Genomic DNA, 21,539 nt, shown 5'->3' with positions numbered 1-21,539 from the left:
TCATGCTATTTCAATTCTGCTTGCCAACGTATACTTACACATAATCCGCCTAAATTCGAACGAGATAATGTAATTCCAGCTTGATCACTATATCGCAATGAAAGTCTTTGATGTACGTTCCATAGCCCGCATCCCATATCCTCAGTCATCGGATACTTTAAGCTACGTTCTAAGGTAACCATCTCATCATCACTCATACCTTTTCCATCATCTTCTACTCTTATTATAATTTCTCCATTATGTTCAGTGACTTTAATTAATATCGTACTAGCTGCACTTGATAGCTCAATACCATGTATTATCGCATTTTCTACTAATGGTTGGATAATAAGTGGCGGAACCAACTCTTGCTGTAACCAGGAAGGCACTTGGATTTGATACTGAAGTCGCTTCATACGCATCGTACAAATATCCAAGTAACTCTTAACGAATTGCACTTCTTCTGCCATAGTGACAAACTCTTTTTCTTGTCTTGTCGTATACCTATAGTAATCCGATAGATTTTGAGACATGGCAATAATCGCTTGATAGTTTTGTAGTTTTGCCATACTTGAAATAAATGAGAAGCAATTATAGAAAAAGTGCGGATTGATTTGTGCTTGAAGCTGTTTTAACTTAGCTTCACGAATATGAATCTGTTCTAAATATGATCGTTGGAATAGCTCCTGAATTTGTGCCACCATCGAATTGAATCGAGTAAATACAAAAGCAAACTCCGTATTCCCTTTCGGCTGCAGCCGTACAGAGTAATCCTCTTTCTTCAAACGTTGGAAACTGGTTACAAGCTGCTTAATTGGCACTTGAACTTGTACGTAAAGGAAATATACAACAACAATAGACATTAATAAAAGTGTTAACACCGAAGCATAGAAGAGCATATTGGTCTTCTTAATAGGTGAAAGCATTTCTGATAGTGGTAAGTAATCAATTAATATCCACCCCGTTGTCGTAGACCGTTCCATGTTTACGAGATATGAATCTCCATGCAACTCAACAACCTTGTAATCTGACTGCTGGATCTCATCTAGCAGTAAGTATGGTAATAATTCATCAATAAATGCACGATCAGAATAACTATGGTAAATTAACTCGTTACTTCTCACGTAGTAGAATGGACTTCGTTGACCATCACCACGAAACGCATCCAACATACTAACAATATTGTTACTATTAAATTCAACTTCAATAATTAAATTAGAATGTTGCGGATCATCAAAACTTGAATAAGGTGAAGCGATCATTAATGAAAAGGTATAGACCTGCTCTTTGTTCTCACCAAGCTGACTACTAACTTTCCAACCTGATTCCATCTGATCATTCATAGTTTGAGGTTCGTATGTATAGACATTACTAGATGTTATTACCCGCTTTAATGCTGGCGAAAAAATTTTAAGTTTACTTTGCCAGTTAATTGAGTTTTCTTGAATACTCAATTTCTTCTGTATTCTTTTAACTAACTCTATTGTTTCGAAATCAAGATAATCACTCTTCATCTCGAAAATATCTTTCAGATTAGATATATCAGGATCATTAATTAAGAGATTGGGCCACTGACTAACCGAATGAATAGACGTATCCATCTGCTGTTGAAAAAACTTTAACTGATCTCGATTAGACTTTTCTAGTTCGGCACGCAATACCTCCGTACTCGTCTTGTTAGAATATACATACAAAACGATAATCGGAATTAACATAATAAGAATAACACCAAGCATTTTTCTATATAAATTAAACTTCGGCACAGTTTTCAGCTCCTACTTGAAAAATGCTATCAAGAAACATGCTATATGATTGTCTAACATATGAATAGTACATTTTCATAAGAAATATGGCATTATATCAAGATTAATGGTATTTCGATAGCTTTATTGTATATCACTTACATTATTTACAACTTCGTTATTATAGAGATTCTATTTATTGAAGTAAAAACCTACATACTCAAAATTGATAATCCAATCGTAAATACGTTGATCCGTTAACTTTAAGCTTATGTTGAAAATATAAAATGAAAAATATGGATTAATAAAAATAACCGGATTCAAGAATATTTATAAAAAAAAACATACTGACACTAGCAGCACAGACCAAGGCCATGGTTTGTGCTGCTAATGTTTAGTATGTTTTATCTTTAGATTCGTTTAATCATCATTGATGTAAATAAATATTATATAGTACCTGTGCAGCTTCTGCTCTGCTTGTCACACCGGAAGGGTTCAGAATATTATTGCCCTGACCGTTTATGAAGCCCATCTTAATCATTGTAGCCATATCTTCCAATGCGTATTTTGCTAATTTTGTCGCATCTGTAAATTTGTTGAGATCATCAGCTGTACCGGTCTGCAATGCTTTATTTGCTGCATGTAATGCTTTTATTGTCATCACAGCCATGTCCTGCCTTGTAATCTCCGCCTCAGAATTAAACTTGCCATTGTAACCTATAGTTATTCCAAGAGCTTTGGCGATTCCTATTTCATCATAATACTTGTTTGTGTCCTCAACATCACTGAAGTTTGTGTTAAATTCCGCTGTAAGTCCCAGTGTTCTTACAAGCCATGCCAAATATTCACTTCTTGTAATCTTATTGTCAGGACTGAAGCTTGTTGCTGATGTACCGTCTATAAAACCCTTGGATGCCATCGTTTCAACTGCTGTTTCGTACCATGAATTTTTTGTTACGTCACTGAAACTCTTCTTGGTGTAAGCAACTGCATATTTACCAACATGAGTCGTTGTAAATACGATAACTTTTTCAGTAACGTCGTATTCAGCATTCGTTAACTGAACAGGATTGCCGTTTTCATCAATATACCAAACAACAAGATATTCAGAGTTTGCAAGTTCTTCAGCAGTAGGTGTATACGGTATTTTCACCTCTACCGGTGCATTTAAGCTGTTCCCTGCTACTTCCGTTCCATCTATTTTGACACCCAATTCTATTACCGGTCTGTTGCCTATCACGTCTGTTACGCGAGGATCAAGCATTGAAGTGTCAGCCATTCCAATAGTCAGTTCAAGATTCTTTGAACCTGTTGCTACTGTCTTGAGCACATTTGCAGGTATGACTATTGTTCCGAATTCCGTAACAATCTTTACCTTCATATTTGCTTGATCCGACGTTAATACAATTTGTGGAAGCTTAACAGCATATGCACTTGCCCCATCTGGTTTTGGTATTTCCACAATTACAGTCTGTACACCGTCGCTGTTTGCTTTCGCATTTTCCAGCGCTTTATTGATATCTTCCTGACTGATTGGTGCTACTGTTGCTATGCCAGTCTTTTTATCCACCTTTGGCAGCTCAACCTTAATCGTATCGCCTTCAACTTTATTGGTCACAGGATCTGGTGTCTGTAGCTGCGTTGGAGATGGTACATAAACCACTGGTGTTCCGCTTACTTTGACGCCTGCCGAAATATTTCCTGTTTTATCAACAGTCTGCAAAGTTATAGTATAGGTGGTTCCGTTTACAAGCCCGGTAATCGTTGCACTTTTAGCTCCTCCGCCAATGTTTTGAGCAACTATCCCCGTTCCTGTTACTGTAACATGGGCAAAGTCCTCATATGAAGGGTTGATCCATGTTATGGTTAACTTTCTATCACCAGCCGTTACTTTTACTCTTGTTACTTCTTCAAGATCTGGATCGGTCGGTTCTACAGACGGATTGCTTATAATAATCATCAGAGCATCACTCTCGTTATGAGTTGCAGTTGCCTTATATCTCACATAATAGGTTCCGATGATAAGATCTGCAACCTCTATGCCAGTGATAGCCGTCCAGTTATCAGGATCGGCTCCCTGTTCCTGATATTCCATCGTGGAATCTACGCCTGTAATTTTTCCGTCCATAGCGCCACCCACACTTACATTCACACCTTTGACATCTATGTTAGACGGAGGATTCTGCATCTGCTTACTTCCGTCAGGCACAACAATAATGATTGTGGAGCTTGGATTGTTGGTGTCTGTCTCTGCATAACGGATTTCATAACTACCTGCTTCAAGATTTTCGATGCTACTTCCACTGACCGGGGTGAATGAGCCTCCATCCACCTTACGGTATTCCATCTCGGTTGTCACATGTTCGATCTTCCCATCACTTCCGCCTGCTATTGTCGGTGATGTAACGACCAGATCATCCGCTTTTGGCGCATCCCTGTTTTCCTTAGCTTCATTACTAATCTCCACGATTATCGGCTGGCTTGCATTTAACTCGTCTGTCGCTACGTACCGGATTTGATAGCTGCCAGGTTCCAAATTGTCAATGACTGTGCCGATGACAGGCGTATAATTCTCATCACCCAGCTTTCGATATTCCATAGTGTCGTTGACGCCTTCTATCTTCCCCTTGGTATGGGTATCCGAATTGGCGTTTGAGATCATCCATTCGCTTTTATCTGGTGCCGCTTGATCTTGTTTCTGTCCTTCTGGAATTACAACTTCCTTATCGGGGCTGGCATTCAGAGAAGCAGTTTTCATATATCGGACAAAATAATTACCAGCGGTGAGGCCTGTAACCTCTACTCCCGTAATTGCAGTATATTGTTCCGTACCTTCATTCCTATATTCCATTTCGGATGTCACACCAATGAGCTTTCCATCATTTCCGTTGCTTGTTGTCGGCATAACCCCTATCGGTGTTGTTGGTGCCGTCTGATCCTGTTTAGGCACTGCTTGGAATACTTCCCATTCCCATAAGCCAACACCATCACCATCATTTTTTTGCTTTGTCATCGTTACACGTAGCGCTTTAACTTCCAAAACTGGGTCAATCCCATAAATATTTGAGGAACCTACTGGCGTAGGTAAAGCTATGATGCCTGTGGAAATGGTTTCTAACGTTACCCATGTATTCGTACTGCTATCCTTAGGAATGTAAGAATACACCAACTTTGTAGGTGCTGCTATACCGCCTCCATCAGTCCACAACATCAAATTTGAGCTATTGATTGTTGCGCCCTGAGGCCAATCATATTGTACCCATTCCGTAGATCCTGAATTGCCCCACGTGCCCCAATGCGGGTTGGTTGCGGCATTTTTCAACCCGTCATTTATTGCAGGAAGACTCTCCCAAGTCGAAGTGAAACTAGCTGTGGCAATTGCTGTAAACGCCACATTATTATTGAGCGGAGTGAGCAAACGCAAATCTGTCAGCAGCTTTTCAATCGTCTGCACAACTTCCTCTTCGGTAGCATCCTTGTTTGCAATCATAGCGGATGCAGCCGTCTTCGCATCAGCAATCGGTGTAAGACCTTGACCAGTAAAGTTCGCAGCTTTCAATGAATTTGCAAAGTTATAAACTTTTGCCAGCTCCGTCTTGTCTGTCCCTGTCCCCCCTATATATCCATTTACCTTCCATTCCAGAATACCGACTCCAACGGTAACAGGTTTCATGTCAATACGAGCGCCTGTGATGTATGCAGGCTCAAAAGTGGTTGTGTTGTATTTATTCAATGCATTTCCAAGTCCATTTACTGCTCTTGGTGTGTACCATTTTCCATTCTCATCACGTAGCTGGAGCTTCATATCCGTGGGTTGGAAACTCCCGCCGCCGTCTCTGAAGACATATACATCCATCGAGGAGGCAAGGAAGGCTTCACTCCATGTATACATAATCCATGCAGGGCCGCCTTGGTCCCCTTGCCAGTTATGCCAGGCACCGTGGCTGGTATCGCTCGATCTGATAGGCTCATATCCATCATTTAAGCCTTTTACCCCACCTAGGTCACTAACTGTATTTATAATGGCAGAAGGTGTTGCAGTCAGTGCGTTGTTTGAAGGTTGTGATTTCACGACATATACTGTGACATGTACCTTAAATTCGCTGTCGACGATATTACCCTCGATTACGAATTCACCTTCAATCGCATATTTGGCTGGATCAACCGCATCCCATACGATCCCACTCTTCACATACCCATCATCAGTCAGAACATCTACCTGACTAGGAAGTGTTGGAGCTGTGCCTTTTTGTGTCACAACACTGATTGCACGATATGAGCCATCGGTGTCTTCTAAAATGTTAATCGTTACATCCTTGCTGGCCGACTTGTCTTCATCAGCCGCTGTAAAGGTAAACACATAGGTGCCCGCCTTGCTAACACGGGTGATTGCATTTTCTTTGTCGCCATTGACAAAAGCAATATCCCCAGCACCATCCGGTTTTTGTTTGACAGTCCATGCATACGTCCATTGTGGATCAAATACCGTGCTATAAATCGGATCCGGAGTTGCCGCGCCGGATAACATGAGAATACTGTTATTCGAAGCATCCTGTACTACAGTTACATCGCCAATTACTGGCGGCTGTTTTTCCGGCGGTGCGGCCAACACAAAGGTCAGTTCGCTAGAAGCGTTCAATTGCCCGTCATTCGCGGTGAGCTTGACCGTATATGAGCCTCCTTTTGTACCGACAGCTTTTGTAGTTGTTGCCTTAGGATTTGTAAAGCTCAACTGGCCACCTGTCGGAGTGCTGACAACTTCCCATTGGTAGGTCAACGCGCCATTCGGTGCACCGTCGTCGGTCACAATTCCGTCCATTATAAATGGAAGCATCGCTTGTGGGTTTTCAGTCGCCACCTCTGCAGTAACTTGCGGGGCTTTGTTTTCACCCGTCTCTAACTTTTCAATGGTCAATTCCGCAGTTAATGCACTGCTCATTTGGAACATGGCAACACCTTTATTGTTCTGCACATAGAACTGTCCCGCTTCTTCATCATCGAGCTTGATTGAATAATAGCCATTCTCTACTCCTGCTCCATCAATAGTAATCCTTGAAGCGTGCTCACTTTTAGCAAGATTCGAGAGTTGTATGGTATATGCGCTGCCATCTTTTTGAATCTGCGCACTTTCAATTTTGTCACTTTCCGAGACTAGGTAAATTTTTTCATCGATTAAGTTGATACGCTTACCAAAACCGTCCTTTGGTGTGATACGGTAAATACCACTTTCCTCAGTGACCAAAGCTCCATACCCGAAAAGGCCAAATACCGGATCGGTGACAATATCAGAACTAATACGTAATAGCGAGCCATAGAGCCCTTCCTCTGATTCGCCAGAAAAGTCCTGCCAGCCGTTGTTCATAACGCGCGTACCACCATCGTTGACGTTTTTAGTACCAGTTCCTCCCTTCTGAGCATTATATCTCCAAGAGATACCTCCTATGGACTGTGCTGATATCTGCCCCATATTGACAGCGTTGAAGTTTGAAATTTTCGCTGCATAGTTGCGCTGCTGTGCGATAGCGGTCTGATTCGCAGTCCTATCGCTGCCATCGTAGCGGAGCCAGTCATCCATAATAGATCCTGCCAAGGAGGCAGTATATTGGAAGTTCCACCAGCCTTCGCCGGCGCGGAATACCGGCACGGAATAATAGTACCAGGTAGGCTGAATACCCCGCATAGCCCGAGTTTTCAAGTCATCCATTTCCATACTTTTCAAGGCTGCGCTTGCCTTAGGGTCCTCAGGGTAGTATCTGCGCATCGCCTTGGCTGCAGCATAGGCGCCTTCTTCCCCGGTATTATCATATTCAAATTCTGACCCATAAGGGTATTTAGCGTTTGTCACGCTCGTTGCTTTGTCTTTGGCAAATCTCTTTTTCAGGTTCTCATACTCAGTCAGCATTCCCTCTTCTTTCAGTGCCTCAATCATATCTGGAATTTGCTGTTCACCGTAGAAACCGATTGCTCCAGCGGAGACACGGTTATAGTATATGCCATAGGCCTTTTCCAAATAGTATTGCGGAGATTCGCGATACTCTATCAGATTGGGATATGCTTTTTGGACCCGATACATGTTGAAATAACCAGTCGCTTCCATCGCTTCAGAAAACGTCCGTACATATGGTTTTTCTGAATTTGTGTAAACACCTGAATCTTTAAGATAGTTAGCAACCGTAAAAGTTTTCTGCGTATTTTTCATATAATTATTCCACATGAAGTCAATCAGGTAGTTTTCAATTGATTGAATTTCATCAGCATCTGGATCAAGATAATTTTTCATAGCCATGAAGTTAATATTATCGTGACTCCAATCATCTCCCCAATGGCTGGTCACCATGTCAATACCGGTTGTAAGATAATGGTCACGGTAAATGCCGAAGGTTGGGCTATTCGGGTCCTTGTCCTGCGTTTTCTCAACCATAAATTCGGAGTGGGCTTTCACTGTTTCGTCAAGCTCGGCCAGAACATTGAATTCAAACTGAGTAAATTTTTCCACCGATTCATTTCCGACCAGCTTATAATTCACACGAACGCTGTTATTACCGATATTATCAAACTGAAGTGAATACATATGATGCTGTTCACCATTTATTATTTTAGTTTCTACAAACTGTATAGATTCTGTATAGTCAGGGTTCCCACCAGGAAGTCCGCGTCCTGCACGGGTATTATTCACCATAGCAGCTCTGGTCTGACCAGACTTGATATTTGGAATATGTACCTCATCAAATGGGTCATTCTCGTGAACAGACTGAATCTCTATTGACTGTACGTCGATGATGCTATCGTCGTAGTGCAGATCTAGCTTCACAGGCATATTGATCGCAGTCTGGAAGCCGGGCAACGCTATGGCGTCAATCATGCCTGATTTGTATAGGATGGAGCGAAGATTTGCCTCACGATCTTCCATAGAAGTCGAAGCGTTATTTGGATCTGTCGCATCAGTCCCAGGCGTGTTGTCGCCTGCACGTACCGCTGAAAATTTAAACTTATATGTTTTTTCCTGAGCCGGCGCCAAAACTAGGCTAGAGGCATCACTGAAATATCCACGGCCGGTTTTCTGTATATCTTTAGAGTGGATATATAGAACATTCAGTCCCGGGAACCAACCGCCACTGTCACCAACCCAGTTAGAGAACGTACTTCCATTACGAAGTTCACCCGTATCACCGAGCCAATAATCAACATACTCAATGCGTGCGCCACTTTCCGGCACTGGGGTAAACATCATGAAGTTACCTTCACCACTCGTACGGATCGCATAGGAATACCCACTGTCGGCACCGGCAAAGTTATGCACGGTAAGACGGTTGTCATACGTATCTGATACATTTAAGTATTTATTATTCCAAGGCATCGGCAAGCCGATATCACCGAATTCTATATACTTTTCACTTTTGTTTTTCACTGTAATTTCCCATAGCATAGAGCCGTCATCGGTATCCATATCAAATACGGACTTTACGTCAAAACCTTTCATCACTCGCTGTGCTGTGGAGTCGAGGTTCTGTCCGATAAAGTTGACTTCCACTTTCTTTCCGTCTGATGAAGCCGTTTTATTAAAATATTGATTATTAGCGTTGATGTTGGAATACTTTGTTGATCCACCAGCTGCCAGCGTTTTGTTTGTATCTACCTCTACAAAGCCAATTCTATCGTCAGCGAATACATTGCTGTCACCTGTACGATAAGAAAAAATCATTTCGCCCATCCATTGGTGCTGAACGTCGTTTTGCGGCGACGTATTGTTAGGCAAAACAAAATTGATAGGTTGGTTGTTTCTATTTTTAGCGTTTTTTTCGATATACAGCTCTTCGATCTGCCCTAGATCACCAATCTTGGCAGAAAGACTATCATTGGAGATACCAGTCCCTGCTGCAGCTACCGAAGACACCCCATTAATCCCGAAGGGTAACATCTCAAAAAACAACAGCAATGCGATAGTAAGTGACATCAATTTTCTTGTAGTCATTTTCATTACAACCTCCACTTTACGAATTTTGTAATTACATCCTTACTAATTTTTTAATCCGGTTAGAGTAATTCCCTCTACAAAATACCTTTGACCAATTAGGTAGAAGATGACGCCTGGAGTAAAGGATAAGCACGTTGCGGCCATCGTCATCGACCAATCACTTTTTAATTGGCCTCTAAAGTTGGTTAGTCCAAGTGCTATCGTATATTTTTCACTCGAATTAATGTAAATCATCTGCTGAAGCAGATCGTTCCATAACCCGATGAAGATAAACAATACGACAACGATCATAGCCGGTCGGATTGCTGGCATAATGATACTGAACAAAATCCGGAAGTATCCAGCACCGTCAATCGTTGCCGCTTGATCAAGTTCTCGTGGAATAGACATAATAAACTGTCGAATCAAAAAGATATTAAAAGCGCCGCCGCCGCAAAAATAAGGCAGAATCAATGGCCAATAGCTATCATTGAATCCCAGACCCCGCGTCCAACCGATATAGAGCGGAATGAGCGTAACCATGGCCGGTAGGAGCATTGATCCGACGCAAAGTGCCCAAATCAAATTTTTACCTCGAAATCGCAACCTTGCAAAGGCATATCCACACAAAGTAGCCGTAAATGCTCCGGCCAAACAAGAAGGAATAATTATCATCATCGTGTTCCACAAGTACTTCCAGAATTTAAATATTTCTAGCGTTTTCTCATAATTGGAAAACAACCAATTGCCCGGTAATAGAGCTGGCGGATATTTGTAGATTTCAGCATTCGTCATGAGAGACGTGCGAAAAATCCACCAAATCGGGAAGATTGCTAGAATGGCGAAAATAACGACGACGGCGAAAGTTAATATGTTCATCGTTCTGTCTCTGCGTTTCTTGCTTTTTAGTCTGCCATACACCACAACACTCATTTGTCGTCTCCTCCTTCATTGTAAATCCACCGATTGGACGTCTTAAATAGCACAACAGTAAAGACAGCAAGAATAGCAAAAATAATCAAGGTAGTGGCACAAGCATAGCCTAACCTGTAATTTACAAATGCTTGATCATACATCAAATAAGTTAAAAAGCGGGAAGAATTTCCTGGGCCACCATTGGTTAAAGCAAGTGCCGGCGTAACTACTTGAAGATTGGCGATCAAGCTCATCAACAAGTTGTAGAAAATAATCGGCGTCATGCACGGCAAAGTGATATGTCGAAAGCGTTCCCAACCGTTTGCGCCATCCATTTCGGCAGCTTCATGATATACGCTTGGGACGTTCTGGAGTCCAGCCAAAAAGATTACGATCAAGTTCCCCGCGAGCCAAACCGAAATCAAGGAGAGAGAAGGGACGACATAGCTGGAATCAGCGATAAAGAGTATTTTATTCAATCCGACTTCGGAGAGAAGATAGTTGAAAAAGCCGAAATTCCCCTCGTAAAGCCAAGACCATCCTACATAGATCGATACAGCTGGCAAAACATACGGTACATAAAAAACAGCTCTGAAAAAACTTCTCGCTGGAATTTTACGGTTCAGCAACATCGCAATAAACAGTGAATAGATCATACTTCCAATTACGGATAAAGCCGCAAAATAGATCGTTGCGATAATAGAGTCCTTAATATAAGGATCAGCGGTAAATATTTTGATATAATTCTCGAACCCGATGAACTCGGGGTTTTTCAACCCAGTCCAATTCGTCAAACTGATTCCTAGCACCCCGAAAAGAGGTAAATACGTCAGAAAGATTAATCCAAAAAAAGCAGGAATCAAACATATATAAGCAACGCGTGCCTCGCTTGAATAAATACGGGAACGGCGCTTCTGTAGTTTATTAATGGTTTCCATATCTAGCTCCCCACCTTATGTATAAAGGATGACCGCCACTTGTATAGCAATAGCGGCCATCCTTCCTATCGTTTATTGGTTGCCTGCATGAGCTGTTTTCAAAGCATCAAGATTTTTGGAGATAGCTTCTTGAGCGGTAGTTTTTCCAGTCCAGACATCTCCCAAAATCGACCCTAGCAAAGTGTTAAAGTCCGTTGTATAGTTCGTATAGAACCACGAAGCAGGTCGCGCGGCAGAAGATTGTGCATAGTCGACTACTGCTGATTTGTATTCGTCATACGCAGGGAAGTTTGGATTTTCAACCCATTTGCGGGTAAGCGTTTCATCCTTATACCACTTATCCAGAGTTGGCATCCAAATGCCTGATGAAATAAGTGCCCAGTTGTTTTCTTCGGAATTGTACCATTTTAGCCATTCCATCGCTTCTTCCGGATGCTTTGTCTGGGAGAATACGACATTGGCGCCGCCTGTGTTGAGGGTGACCTTATTCTTCATGTAAGGTAAAACGGCTACACCATAGTTCAAGCCTTCGTCTTTGGCCGTATTCAAGCTAGTTCCTACGTTCCATTGACCATTAGTTGCCATTGCTACAGTACCTGCAATAATTGTGCGCTGAATGCCGTCATCGGTCTGTCCGACTGACAACGGAGCAACATGATCCTTCAAGTATAGATCTGCCACTTTCTGAATCCCTTCAATGCTGGCGTCTTCCCCAACCCTAACTTCTGTGCCGTCATTGGAATAGAAACCTCCGCCATTGCTGAGCGCCCATGTTTCCAACTGCCATGGAAGATTTTCGATGGAAATTCCATACTGAACAATGCTCTGTGAATTAAAGCCATCCTCTCCAGGATGTTTACCGTTTTTGTCAATTGTCAGCTTCTTCGCCGTAGCTACTAATTCTTCCCATGTCCATGCTTGATCTAGCGAAGATGGAGGATATGGCACGTTCGCTTTATCGAACATGTCTTTGTTATAATAAAGCAGAAGAATTTCATTGGCAGCAGCATATGCTACAGTATTGCCTTGGTATTTGTATGCCAGGCTATCTAGCGGTTTGCTGTCGCTTCCTTCATACATAGCGCTTACATCATTCAGCATACCTTCAGAGGACCATTGAATGACGCCACCTTCCTGTAGCATCCCTGTGTCTGGCAATTGACCTGCCGTTGCAAGCGTATTCAACTTTGTCATGTAATTTTCCCAAGGAATCGCTTGCACTTCTACTTCAATTTTATCCTGGGAAGCATTAAACTGGTCCGCCACCCCCTGGGTTGCATTCCCTTCTTCCGCACTTCCCCACATCGAGTAGATAATCTTGACCTTCTCAGTCTTAGGAGAAGACGTTGCGGGTGTTTTGGTTGCCAGTGTATTAGTTGTATCTGATCCCGGTGATACTGTGTTGCCCCCGTTATTTCCACATCCAATAGCACTCATTGCCAATGCTGCCAAGATAAGACCTACCCAAAGTTTCTTTCCTTTTTTCATTGCCCCCGAACTCCCTTCAAAATTAGCTTTAATTGATATGTCTAACCATTTAACTTAATCACTCAATTCATTTAAGTTAAACGTTTAGAATTAATCTCAACAATATTGTGCCACAAGAAATTTTTAAACGATACAGAATATTACAACCTTTTTTTTAACTATTTCAACCAGTCACAAAGAATTTTGTTAAAATAATTCAGTTTGACCCCTCCCTTATAGGGCATTCAAGCTCTCAAGTTAATCGTTTAGCACCAAGCCCAAGTATAATGGATTATAAGTACTCCTCTCAAACCATTGTAAACGCTTACTTAATTGTATCATTCATAGTTTACATTGAAAAACTAAGATTCCAACCTATATTTATGAATTTCCAACCTTTTTCTTTCTGTTTGAAAATTACAGAAAAATATGTTATTTTGATACAAAAGTCTGTTATTTGCTCGACTATCACATAATTTCATAATAATAAACCAACTTTAGTGAAACGTTTAAATTTTATTTCTATCTTATGTTATTTCACCTTACATAAATTGAATTTAGTTCTATTGAAAATGATTGATAACGATAATAAAAGCGTGACCATTACAGCGTAAAGTGAGGGATATCATTATGTCTGATTTAATTATGCACTTTGTAACTCCACCTGTTCCTTATTTTATTGACAGTGGGAAGCATACTTTCTTTCCGGGAGAACGACATGTAAGCCGTTATTCTATTAGTGTATTCGATATTATTATCGTCACTAAGGGAACGTTGTTCATAGGAGAAAATGATAATGAGTGGATCATATGCAAAGATGAAGCAATTATTTTAAGACCCGATGCGTATCACTATGGTACTACCCCATGTGAAGATGAAACGGAAATTACGTGGATCCATTTTCAAACATTTGGAGCCTGGGATGAAATGAAGAGCATCAATGAGTGCTATGAAAACCAAATAACTTTATTTGAGAAACATAAGCAGCAAGCTTACCTCAATCATTGCGAAGTGAGCTCAATCTTTATACCCAAAAAATTAAAGTTGTCAAGTAAATCATTGAATGATCTTACTGAATTCTATTCCTTGAATAAGGATCCGCGGTCGCTTCGTAATTGGAGGAAACAAACTGCCTTCCAGAATTTCATGCAAAATATTAACCATGATTCTGCTGTATCAATAAATTCAACCGCAATACTTCTTGCTGAAAAAATTGAATTATTTATTCGTCAAAACTATGCCTCAAAAATCACGAATTCCGTGCTAAAAGCCGAATTTAATTATCATCCCAACTACTTAGCCAAATGCATGCTAAAAGCCTATGGTGTAACTCCAATTGTTTACCTACTGCAATATCGGATAGAACAAGCAAAAAAACTACTTATTCAAACTGACTGGTCGATTGCTCGAATAGCTGATGAATTAGGATTTAGCACACCTGCATATTTCTCCTCAGTCTTCACCAATAAACAAGGATTTTCTCCAGCAAATTTTCGAAAAAAAGAATTTCGTAAGCCTGAACTAAGCTAGAAAAAAAGAAAGCTAGCTGCTGCTAGCTTTCTTTTTTTGTCCAGGACAACTCTTGTTAATTTAAACTTCTGCACTTTCAAATTCACCATTTATAAATAATACACTCTTGACAACTTCACCTGCTTTTGCAAAGTATGTGACTCCTTTTTCCAACATAACATATCTAGTTGGATATGCAGCATAACTAGTAATCTCCCAACCCTCTTCTGTTGGCTCAATAAAGCCATTTATACATCTTAGACTCCCTTCGCCATCTGTATAAAGATATGTCGTCGAACCAAAACCACGCATATAAGCAACGAGTTCTTCTCCCATATCCCAATCGTCACCTTCGATATTAGAAAAAAGACTACTGAATAATGGATCGCTAGATTTTTTGAAAATTGATTGTCCAAAGCGATTTCTAGAAAGTTCAGGCATATTTAAATTTGGAGCTGCAATACTATACGTAGAAGCTGCCTCACCCGGCTTTAATTTGCGAGTTGTCGACTGAACATTCCAATCATAACAATTAAACATAGTCATCGTTGCTCGATAACCAGCTTCTAGTAATCGGATGTCACCAATTGTTTCATAAGAAGATCGAGCAGCACCAGCTACTAAGCCCCCCCATAACGAATGCGCCATAAAAGATAATGCTTCCCACCAACGATCCGGAGCATTAGCTCTATAATCGTTGCTAAATCCTACATTCGCAATAATCAGCGGGGCATACAATTCCGCTTCATCAGTTAACTTCGCGAGGCATAACGCTTCACAAGTAAGTCCAAATCCAGCATTATCATAGAAATGCTCCGTTACAGCTCCTTGATACCCTTGTGAGCCTTGTTTTAGTCCTTTTACGAATTCTAGCCATAATTTGTTTAGCTTATCATACCAATAAGTGAACTCTCTCTCTTTAAGGTCCTCTAACAATTCAGCAATATAAAGAATAAATACACCTACAAGTTGGGATTCTTCTTTTTCACGTTTATTTTGATGACATTCTGGATCCAGCCTTATACACATTACTTGAGCAGCCCAAGCTAAATAGATTTCTGGATTTCTATAATTCAAAAGAGATTTATCAAATTTAGACAGTAAAAAATAAACATGACCAATATAATCAAAATCATATATACGGTAAAAAGAACCGTATAGCGGTTTTGGAATCATAAAATCTCCATCTTCAAACCAATGTTGTTTTAGATCAAAGAACGCAGACTTTTCAACTTTTTCAACTTGTGCTGGCACAGGGGGCGATAGAAGGTTCTTCATCAAAATAAATGATAATTTGCCCAGCGATTCTCCTTGATTCGATAACGGTAAAAATGCATATGGGCGATTTTCTTGCGAAGTATTAAAACTATTGTCACATAACCACGCTGCTCTTTTCTCGAGTATGTTATGCACGGGTTCAAGGACATTTCCAACTATTACATCGTATTTTCCGTTACCCAGTCTAGCTACTAGTTTAATCTCTCCAGCTGACGTCAGTGGCAGAACAACACGTAAACGTTTAGATTTTTCATTAGAAACAAGCTTAAATTCAGTTGAGATGTCAGTCTCCATAACAGTACCTACCTTATCTATTACGCTTAAAATTTTAACCGAATGCAGAGTACCGTTTTCTGGCAAATTTACCTCAGCAAAAAATTTCCCTTCAGTAGTAGTAACGGGTGAATATGTCCAATGTGGATGTCCGTACGTTCTCGCCTTTGTATAAAACTCCTCTTGCTCTTTAAATGGTGTAAAAACAAATGACCATTCTCTTTCAGCAGAAGGTTCAAGTGTAATCGATGAGTAATCTCCGCCGTAGATCCAATCACTATCTGCAGACTGCTCCATCGAACTGCCATCCTCAACAAATGATAATCGATGATAAAGCATTCCATCCAATGATGGAGAAACTTGTTCCAAAAATCGGTTTACATAACTGCAATACGTACCAAAAGAGGCAATACGCTCGCCAGTACTGTATATGGCAAGATGAGGAGCCTCATTGCTTCTACGAATAGCTGCAAATTTGGCAAAATCTCCGCCCAAATGAGGGAATACCGCACAAGAATGCTTCATATTCCTTGAAACATCAGGATCACGGAACATGATATACGCAAGAGAAAACCAGCTATGAAATCCATTGACCCTTACAGCATAATTAGTTGGATTTGAACAACGAATGTTCCATTTCCATTCACCATTATTATTTAGCAGATAATCATATTGAACGTTAAATTTATCATGTAAAAAAGTAACAATAGCCGACTTGTCATCCATTACTTCAATTTGGGGTTGCAAGTTAACACTCTCTATCACTTCATCATCAATAATAGCACTCCACTGTCCAAAACGCTTATCCTGATTAGAATACCCCGTATCCTTTACATATTGTAAATCAATTACCCAGTTCATCTTCTCAGGATCATCTGTCAATGATATGGATTCCACAGTGCCTTGTGGAGACAGGTATACTTCAAAAGTATCATTACGAAGCAGTTTCAAGTTCTCACTCCTATCACAAAATTTAAACGTTTAGATAATAAACTAATATTATCATAGTGCAATATCTCCCATCAAGTACTTTATATTTATGCCCCAAATATGTAGTAAACTAAAGACTTTCGCTTCTTTTTTCTCTAAATGCAGCACTCTTAAATGAGTAAAATAATTCAATACAAAACAATAAATATATGTTAATCGTTTTACTTTCAATATAAAAAAGAGACTGTCTTGTTAGTGAATACAGTCTCTTCTCTCAAACATCATTTATTTAGAATCTAGTAATAGGCACATTAAGCCCTCTGATTAGCTCCAAAACATCTTGACGAAATCCATTGGCATCAGCGGTCGGATGACCAGGGTCGAATATTCCGCCATACACCGCTCGCCCTAGATGCTCAATAAATGAACCGTAAATTCGATCATTAATTTTACTAATTACAAAATCTTTATCTACTATCATTTTTGCCGCCAATACCATTATGTCTCTCTCCTTTTATAAGTGATGTTCTATGTAAGATAGTCCTTTAATGTAGTGATAGTATTCAAGTTAGAAGTTAAACGTTTAGATTACATTTTAACAATACCCATTACTATGAACATTTTCTGTTACGTAACGAAAAGCGTTCTAGCCTCCGATGTTATGCAGAACGCTTTTCTGCTAAATAATTGATTCAAGGTTAAGGCAACAAGGAAGCAACAGAGTCTCTTTCAACCAGTGTACATGTCGGGCTGCGATCACACCCCGTTGTTTCTCCTTTAATGCTAGATGTAAGAATCTCCATCGCACTGTAGCCCATCTGATGCAACGGCAAATCCATTGTAGTAATTCGCGGATTAACATAATCGCTAAATTCCCGATTGTCAAATCCGACAATAGAGATATCCTGTGGAATGGAAACTCCCGCTTCAAATAAAGCCCTCATCGCTCCAATCACCATAATATCATTCATAATTAATATAGCCGTCGGTCGCTGTGGCAGCTGCAGCAGCTCCTTCGTCATCAGATAACCTGATTCCAGTCCCCAATCCCCGACCTTAATAAACTGCGGATCAAAAGGCAGCTGACATTCAGTAACAGCACGATAATAGCCGTTAAACCTAAGTCTTGACGGCAAAGAATCCATTAATCCGCTAATAATGGAAATTCTCTGATGTCCATGCTCAATTAAATATTTCATCGCATCATAGGAAGCCTGCTCATCGTTATATTGAATTGAAATATCTGAATCTGTGTAACAGTACGTATATACAATCGGTTTCCCTCTTGTATCTATAAGCCCAGTCACATCACGCGGATGCACGCCAATATATACAATACCTTCTACTTGCTTTGACAGCAAATCCATTACAGCATTTGTCGCATATTTTTTATATGCGTCAATATCTCCGTAATTATGACCAACTCGCTTATGTAACCGTAAGTTCGTCAAAAGAATATGCATATTATGCTGATCAGCATACTCATTGATACCGTCAATAATCTCTGGCACGTTAAATACTGTTACGTCCTCAGCGATTACACCGATTATGTTAGTTCGCTGAGACTTCAAGCTTTTAGCCACATCATTGGGCGTGTAATTAAGCTCCTCTATTATCTTTAGTACACGTTCTTTTGTCTTTGGGCTGACATTTCGCGTACCATTTAATACATATGAGACCGTTGCAGTTGAAACATTGGCTTTCTCAGCTATATCCTTAATTCCGATTCCAGACACATTAAACACTTCCTAATATAAACGTTTAGATTTCAAGTTGTTTATAGCATATTCCCCATTGATTTGCAAGTAATCTCTTTCCGGTCAACCTTTTGATTATCATAATATAATGCTCCATTCAGGGACACTCAATGCTATAGTAAAAGCAGCCGCGCAATACTAGGCGAACAACAAGCACATTATACTTCCACGTAATTTAGAACTTTGTTCTTTCCAAAATTAGTGGTTTTACAAGTATTAAGCGGTTCTTCAATGTAATGAAAGCAAAATTTAAACGTTTAGATGTATATCTATCTATTTTATAACATATTACCCAGATATACGCAATACAACTGCATATTTAATGAAGCGAGCGATCAAATTTACATTTTACTTCGTCCTCTTAAACTGCAGATCTGATCATGTTTTCCAAATTTTTAATCTCATCTCTAGAATCAGAAAGACCTATTATACAGCAAGATGACACAGTCTCCCCTTCTTGTATATACAATGCCTCTCCGTCTGTTATTTTCTGTGACATTCGATTCGGTCTTGTTCTGCATGGCTCGATGGCGAACATAAAACTGCTGTCGATCTGTTTTGCTATAAGTGATCTAGGGAAATCGAAAAGCGGTCTGATAACATAGCCAGCACATGTATTTTCCGTATTTACAATCATTTCAGCTGTTAATCCTCTGCTTAAATTCATCTTACTCTTATATGGAGCAACTTTATCAAAGTGATGTAAAGCATCTACCTTGTTAGGTACATATTGATAACATCGCATTGGATATGCCCCCTCCGCATTTGAGGGAATATGAAATGGATTATCTTCAATAGGAGCAGAGTCTCTTATTAATAAATCATGTTGTTTAGCAGGTAGAACATATCTGCCCCCTTGATGCATAAAAGAACCCGACAATTGTATATGATAACCATCATCGAGAACCTGTACATGACCGCTACTATTCGTCACAGTTTCTTCACGTAAAATGAGCGAACTCTCCCATACTGTACTCATTTTAATGAATTTTTCAAATAACAGATTACCATATCGATTCTTTACTGGAACTTTTCCCTCGATCATAATTGATTGACTATCCCATGTAACTTGAATACTCTCTGGCACAGAAGTCGAGTACGATCCCGACCCATGCAAAGTAAAGTCTTCACCTGGTGTCCCGAATAGTTCTGGACCAATTGCAGCTACAGCTCCGTAAAAACCTTTCATCCAACCGGTTCCATTCGACTCATTAAGATCTACATTTGATGGATGCAATAAGTAGTCCTCACTTCTATCCCAGCTCATCTTTTGTGATCCTAGACGAATCTCTCCAATATCCATGCCTCTTTCAGGAAGTACGGTGAATAGAAAGCTACCATTCGATATTTCAATAATTGTAATTGGTGCCCCTATTATATCTTTAGTAGTGCGTGTACTAATATAACCAATATTAGGCAAGTTGATGGTTTGATTATAGTTGTCTACTAACATCCATTTATCCAGTTTCATACTCCGGCCTCTCCCTCTCATATTTAATTTGTTACCGAATAATTAAATCTTTTAACTCAGTACTTAAACGTTTTTAACATTATATGCTAATTGAATAGGTGATTACAATACAGAAAAGACAAGGATGATTGTTAACAAGTATTTTAGTATTGATGAAAGTTTTGACTGTGCTACAGCTATTTCATTGGGCATCTTAGGCATGTTGTTAATGGTGGTATTTATCTCGCTATTGTTGAATAGGACTTCAGAGGGATGTTATTAAGGGAGAGATAACTATGTACATGACATAGAATGTTCAATTAATCATCTCAACAGATTTACGAAAAAAGATACGAGAGATCGAGCTTCTAAAATGCATCATATGAGCCTCACGAAGTCGCAGAGCGTGCTACTTCTCCTTGACGGAAGCCTTTCAAGCCATAGGTGTTATCTCCCATGAGATCGTAACCGATATACCATGCAGACGGTCATGGATGAAGCAAGAACCGGACATGAGCTGTAAGAACGAGTACCAGAATCGTTCTTACAGCAAAATAAAAAAAGCTCACCAGAGAATATCTCTAATGAACTATCGTTAGTTGTTATGGTACCGGCGAGAGGACTCGAACCTCCACGGTTTCCCACTCGATTTTGAGTCGAGCGCGTCTGCCATTCCGCCACGCCGGCATATATATGGCGCGCCCTAAGAGATTCGAACTCCTGACCTTTTGATTCGTAGTCAAACGCTCTATCCAGCTGAGCTAAGGGCGCAACAGCTTTAAATGTAATATGGAGGCGCCACCCAGATTTGAACTGGGGATAAAGCTTTTGCAGAGCTTTGCCTTACCACTTGGCTATGGCGCCAACTTTATGGAGCGGAAGACGGGAATCGAACCCGCGACCCTCGCCTTGGCAAGGCGATGCTCTACCGCTGAGCCACTTCCGCATATGTATATGGCTGGGGATTCAGGATTCGAACCTGAGATGACGGAGTCAAAGTCCGTTGCCTTACCGCTTGGCTAATCCCCAACGATTAACCGAGTGTATTGTTTTTGGATAAATGGGGCGACCGATGGGACTTGAACCCACGAATGCCGGATCCACAAACCGGTGCGTTAACCCCTTCGCCACGACCGCCATATGTTATCCAAAATTTTTATTTGGCAGGGGCAGCAGGAATTGAACCCACACCAAAGGTTTTGGAGACCTTTGTTCTACCTTTAAACTATGCCCCTATATGGTGGAGGATGATGGATTCGAACCACCGAACTCGAAGAGAGCAGATTTACAGTCTGCCGTGTTTAGCCACTTCACTAATCCTCCATAAAACATGGTGCCGTCGAGAGG

General features: G+C 40.4%; 9 protein-coding genes, 8 tRNA genes and 1 pseudogene. 1 reads left to right on the top strand and 17 read right to left on the bottom strand.

What is annotated here, in order from left to right:
* Window positions 1–5 precede the first annotated feature (5 nt).
* The 5 genes from NV377_RS10525 to NV377_RS10505 all read right to left on the bottom strand — a co-directional run bounded on the left by NV377_RS10525 (window position 6) and on the right by NV377_RS10505 (window position 13,016).
* Complete coding sequence (locus tag NV377_RS10525; protein ID WP_258201178.1) at window positions 6–1,742, bottom strand: sensor histidine kinase; 1,737 nt, start codon at window positions 1,740–1,742, stop codon at window positions 6–8.
* Window positions 1,743–2,148: 406 nt separating this feature from the next.
* A complete protein-coding gene (locus NV377_RS10520) occupies window positions 2,149–9,699 on the bottom strand; it encodes a DUF5695 domain-containing protein (protein ID WP_258201177.1) in 7,551 nt (2,516 codons plus the stop codon).
* A gap of 39 nt (window positions 9,700–9,738) precedes the next feature.
* Window positions 9,739–10,608 (bottom strand): carbohydrate ABC transporter permease, encoded by an 870-nt coding sequence (locus NV377_RS10515; RefSeq protein ID WP_258201176.1) that lies wholly within the window; start codon window positions 10,606–10,608, stop codon window positions 9,739–9,741.
* Window positions 10,605–11,528, bottom strand: a complete 924-nt coding sequence (locus NV377_RS10510; protein ID WP_258201175.1) for a carbohydrate ABC transporter permease — start codon at window positions 11,526–11,528, stop codon at window positions 10,605–10,607. Before NV377_RS10510 ends, NV377_RS10515 begins: the two co-directional genes overlap by 4 nt.
* A 72-nt stretch (window positions 11,529–11,600) precedes the next feature.
* The gene (locus tag NV377_RS10505) at window positions 11,601–13,016 is read right to left on the bottom strand and encodes an ABC transporter substrate-binding protein (RefSeq protein WP_258201174.1); all 1,416 of its coding nucleotides are present in this window, start codon (window positions 13,014–13,016) and stop codon (window positions 11,601–11,603) included.
* A 609-nt stretch (window positions 13,017–13,625) separates the two neighbouring features.
* Here NV377_RS10505 and NV377_RS10500 point away from each other — a divergent pair.
* A complete protein-coding gene (locus tag NV377_RS10500) occupies window positions 13,626–14,525 on the top strand; it encodes a helix-turn-helix transcriptional regulator (RefSeq protein WP_258201173.1) in 900 nt (299 codons plus the stop codon).
* Window positions 14,526–14,585: 60 nt separating this feature from the next.
* On the opposite strand, the gene NV377_RS10495 is transcribed toward NV377_RS10500, so the two are convergent.
* The 12 genes and pseudogenes from NV377_RS10495 to NV377_RS10440 all read right to left on the bottom strand — a co-directional run bounded on the left by NV377_RS10495 (window position 14,586) and on the right by NV377_RS10440 (window position 21,515).
* Window positions 14,586–17,006, bottom strand: coding sequence for a hypothetical protein (locus NV377_RS10495; protein WP_258201172.1), 2,421 nt, complete (start codon window positions 17,004–17,006; stop codon window positions 14,586–14,588).
* A gap of 271 nt (window positions 17,007–17,277) precedes the next feature.
* A pseudogene (locus NV377_RS10490) lies at window positions 17,278–17,484 on the bottom strand (alpha-N-arabinofuranosidase); the annotation flags it as partial.
* A 199-nt stretch (window positions 17,485–17,683) separates the two neighbouring features.
* Entirely contained in the window at window positions 17,684–18,721 is a 1,038-nt protein-coding gene (locus tag NV377_RS10485) for a LacI family DNA-binding transcriptional regulator (protein ID WP_258201171.1), read from the bottom strand.
* A 382-nt stretch (window positions 18,722–19,103) separates the two neighbouring features.
* Window positions 19,104–20,213 carry a DUF4432 family protein gene (locus NV377_RS10480; RefSeq protein ID WP_258201170.1) on the bottom strand — a complete coding sequence of 370 codons (1,110 nt, stop codon included), beginning with the start codon at window positions 20,211–20,213 and terminating at the stop codon, window positions 19,104–19,106.
* Between the two features lie 584 nt (window positions 20,214–20,797).
* Window positions 20,798–20,879: transfer RNA gene (locus tag NV377_RS10475), tRNA-Leu, on the bottom strand.
* Window positions 20,880–20,886: 7 nt separating this feature from the next.
* A tRNA-Arg gene (locus tag NV377_RS10470) sits at window positions 20,887–20,963 on the bottom strand.
* Between the two features lie 19 nt (window positions 20,964–20,982).
* Window positions 20,983–21,056 (bottom strand) — tRNA-Cys (locus tag NV377_RS10465).
* 7 nt (window positions 21,057–21,063) lie between these two features.
* A tRNA-Gly gene (locus NV377_RS10460) sits at window positions 21,064–21,138 on the bottom strand.
* Window positions 21,139–21,147: 9 nt separating this feature from the next.
* A tRNA-Gln gene (locus tag NV377_RS10455) sits at window positions 21,148–21,221 on the bottom strand.
* A 32-nt stretch (window positions 21,222–21,253) separates the two neighbouring features.
* Window positions 21,254–21,329, bottom strand: a tRNA-His gene (locus NV377_RS10450).
* Between the two features lie 24 nt (window positions 21,330–21,353).
* A tRNA-Trp gene (locus NV377_RS10445) sits at window positions 21,354–21,427 on the bottom strand.
* A 3-nt stretch (window positions 21,428–21,430) separates the two neighbouring features.
* A tRNA-Tyr gene (locus tag NV377_RS10440) sits at window positions 21,431–21,515 on the bottom strand.
* Window positions 21,516–21,539 lie beyond the last annotated feature (24 nt).

This window comes from Paenibacillus endoradicis (assembly GCF_024721975.1).
Note: the sequence above shows the minus strand (reverse complement) of the source record. Positions and strands in the feature narration are given on the sequence as shown.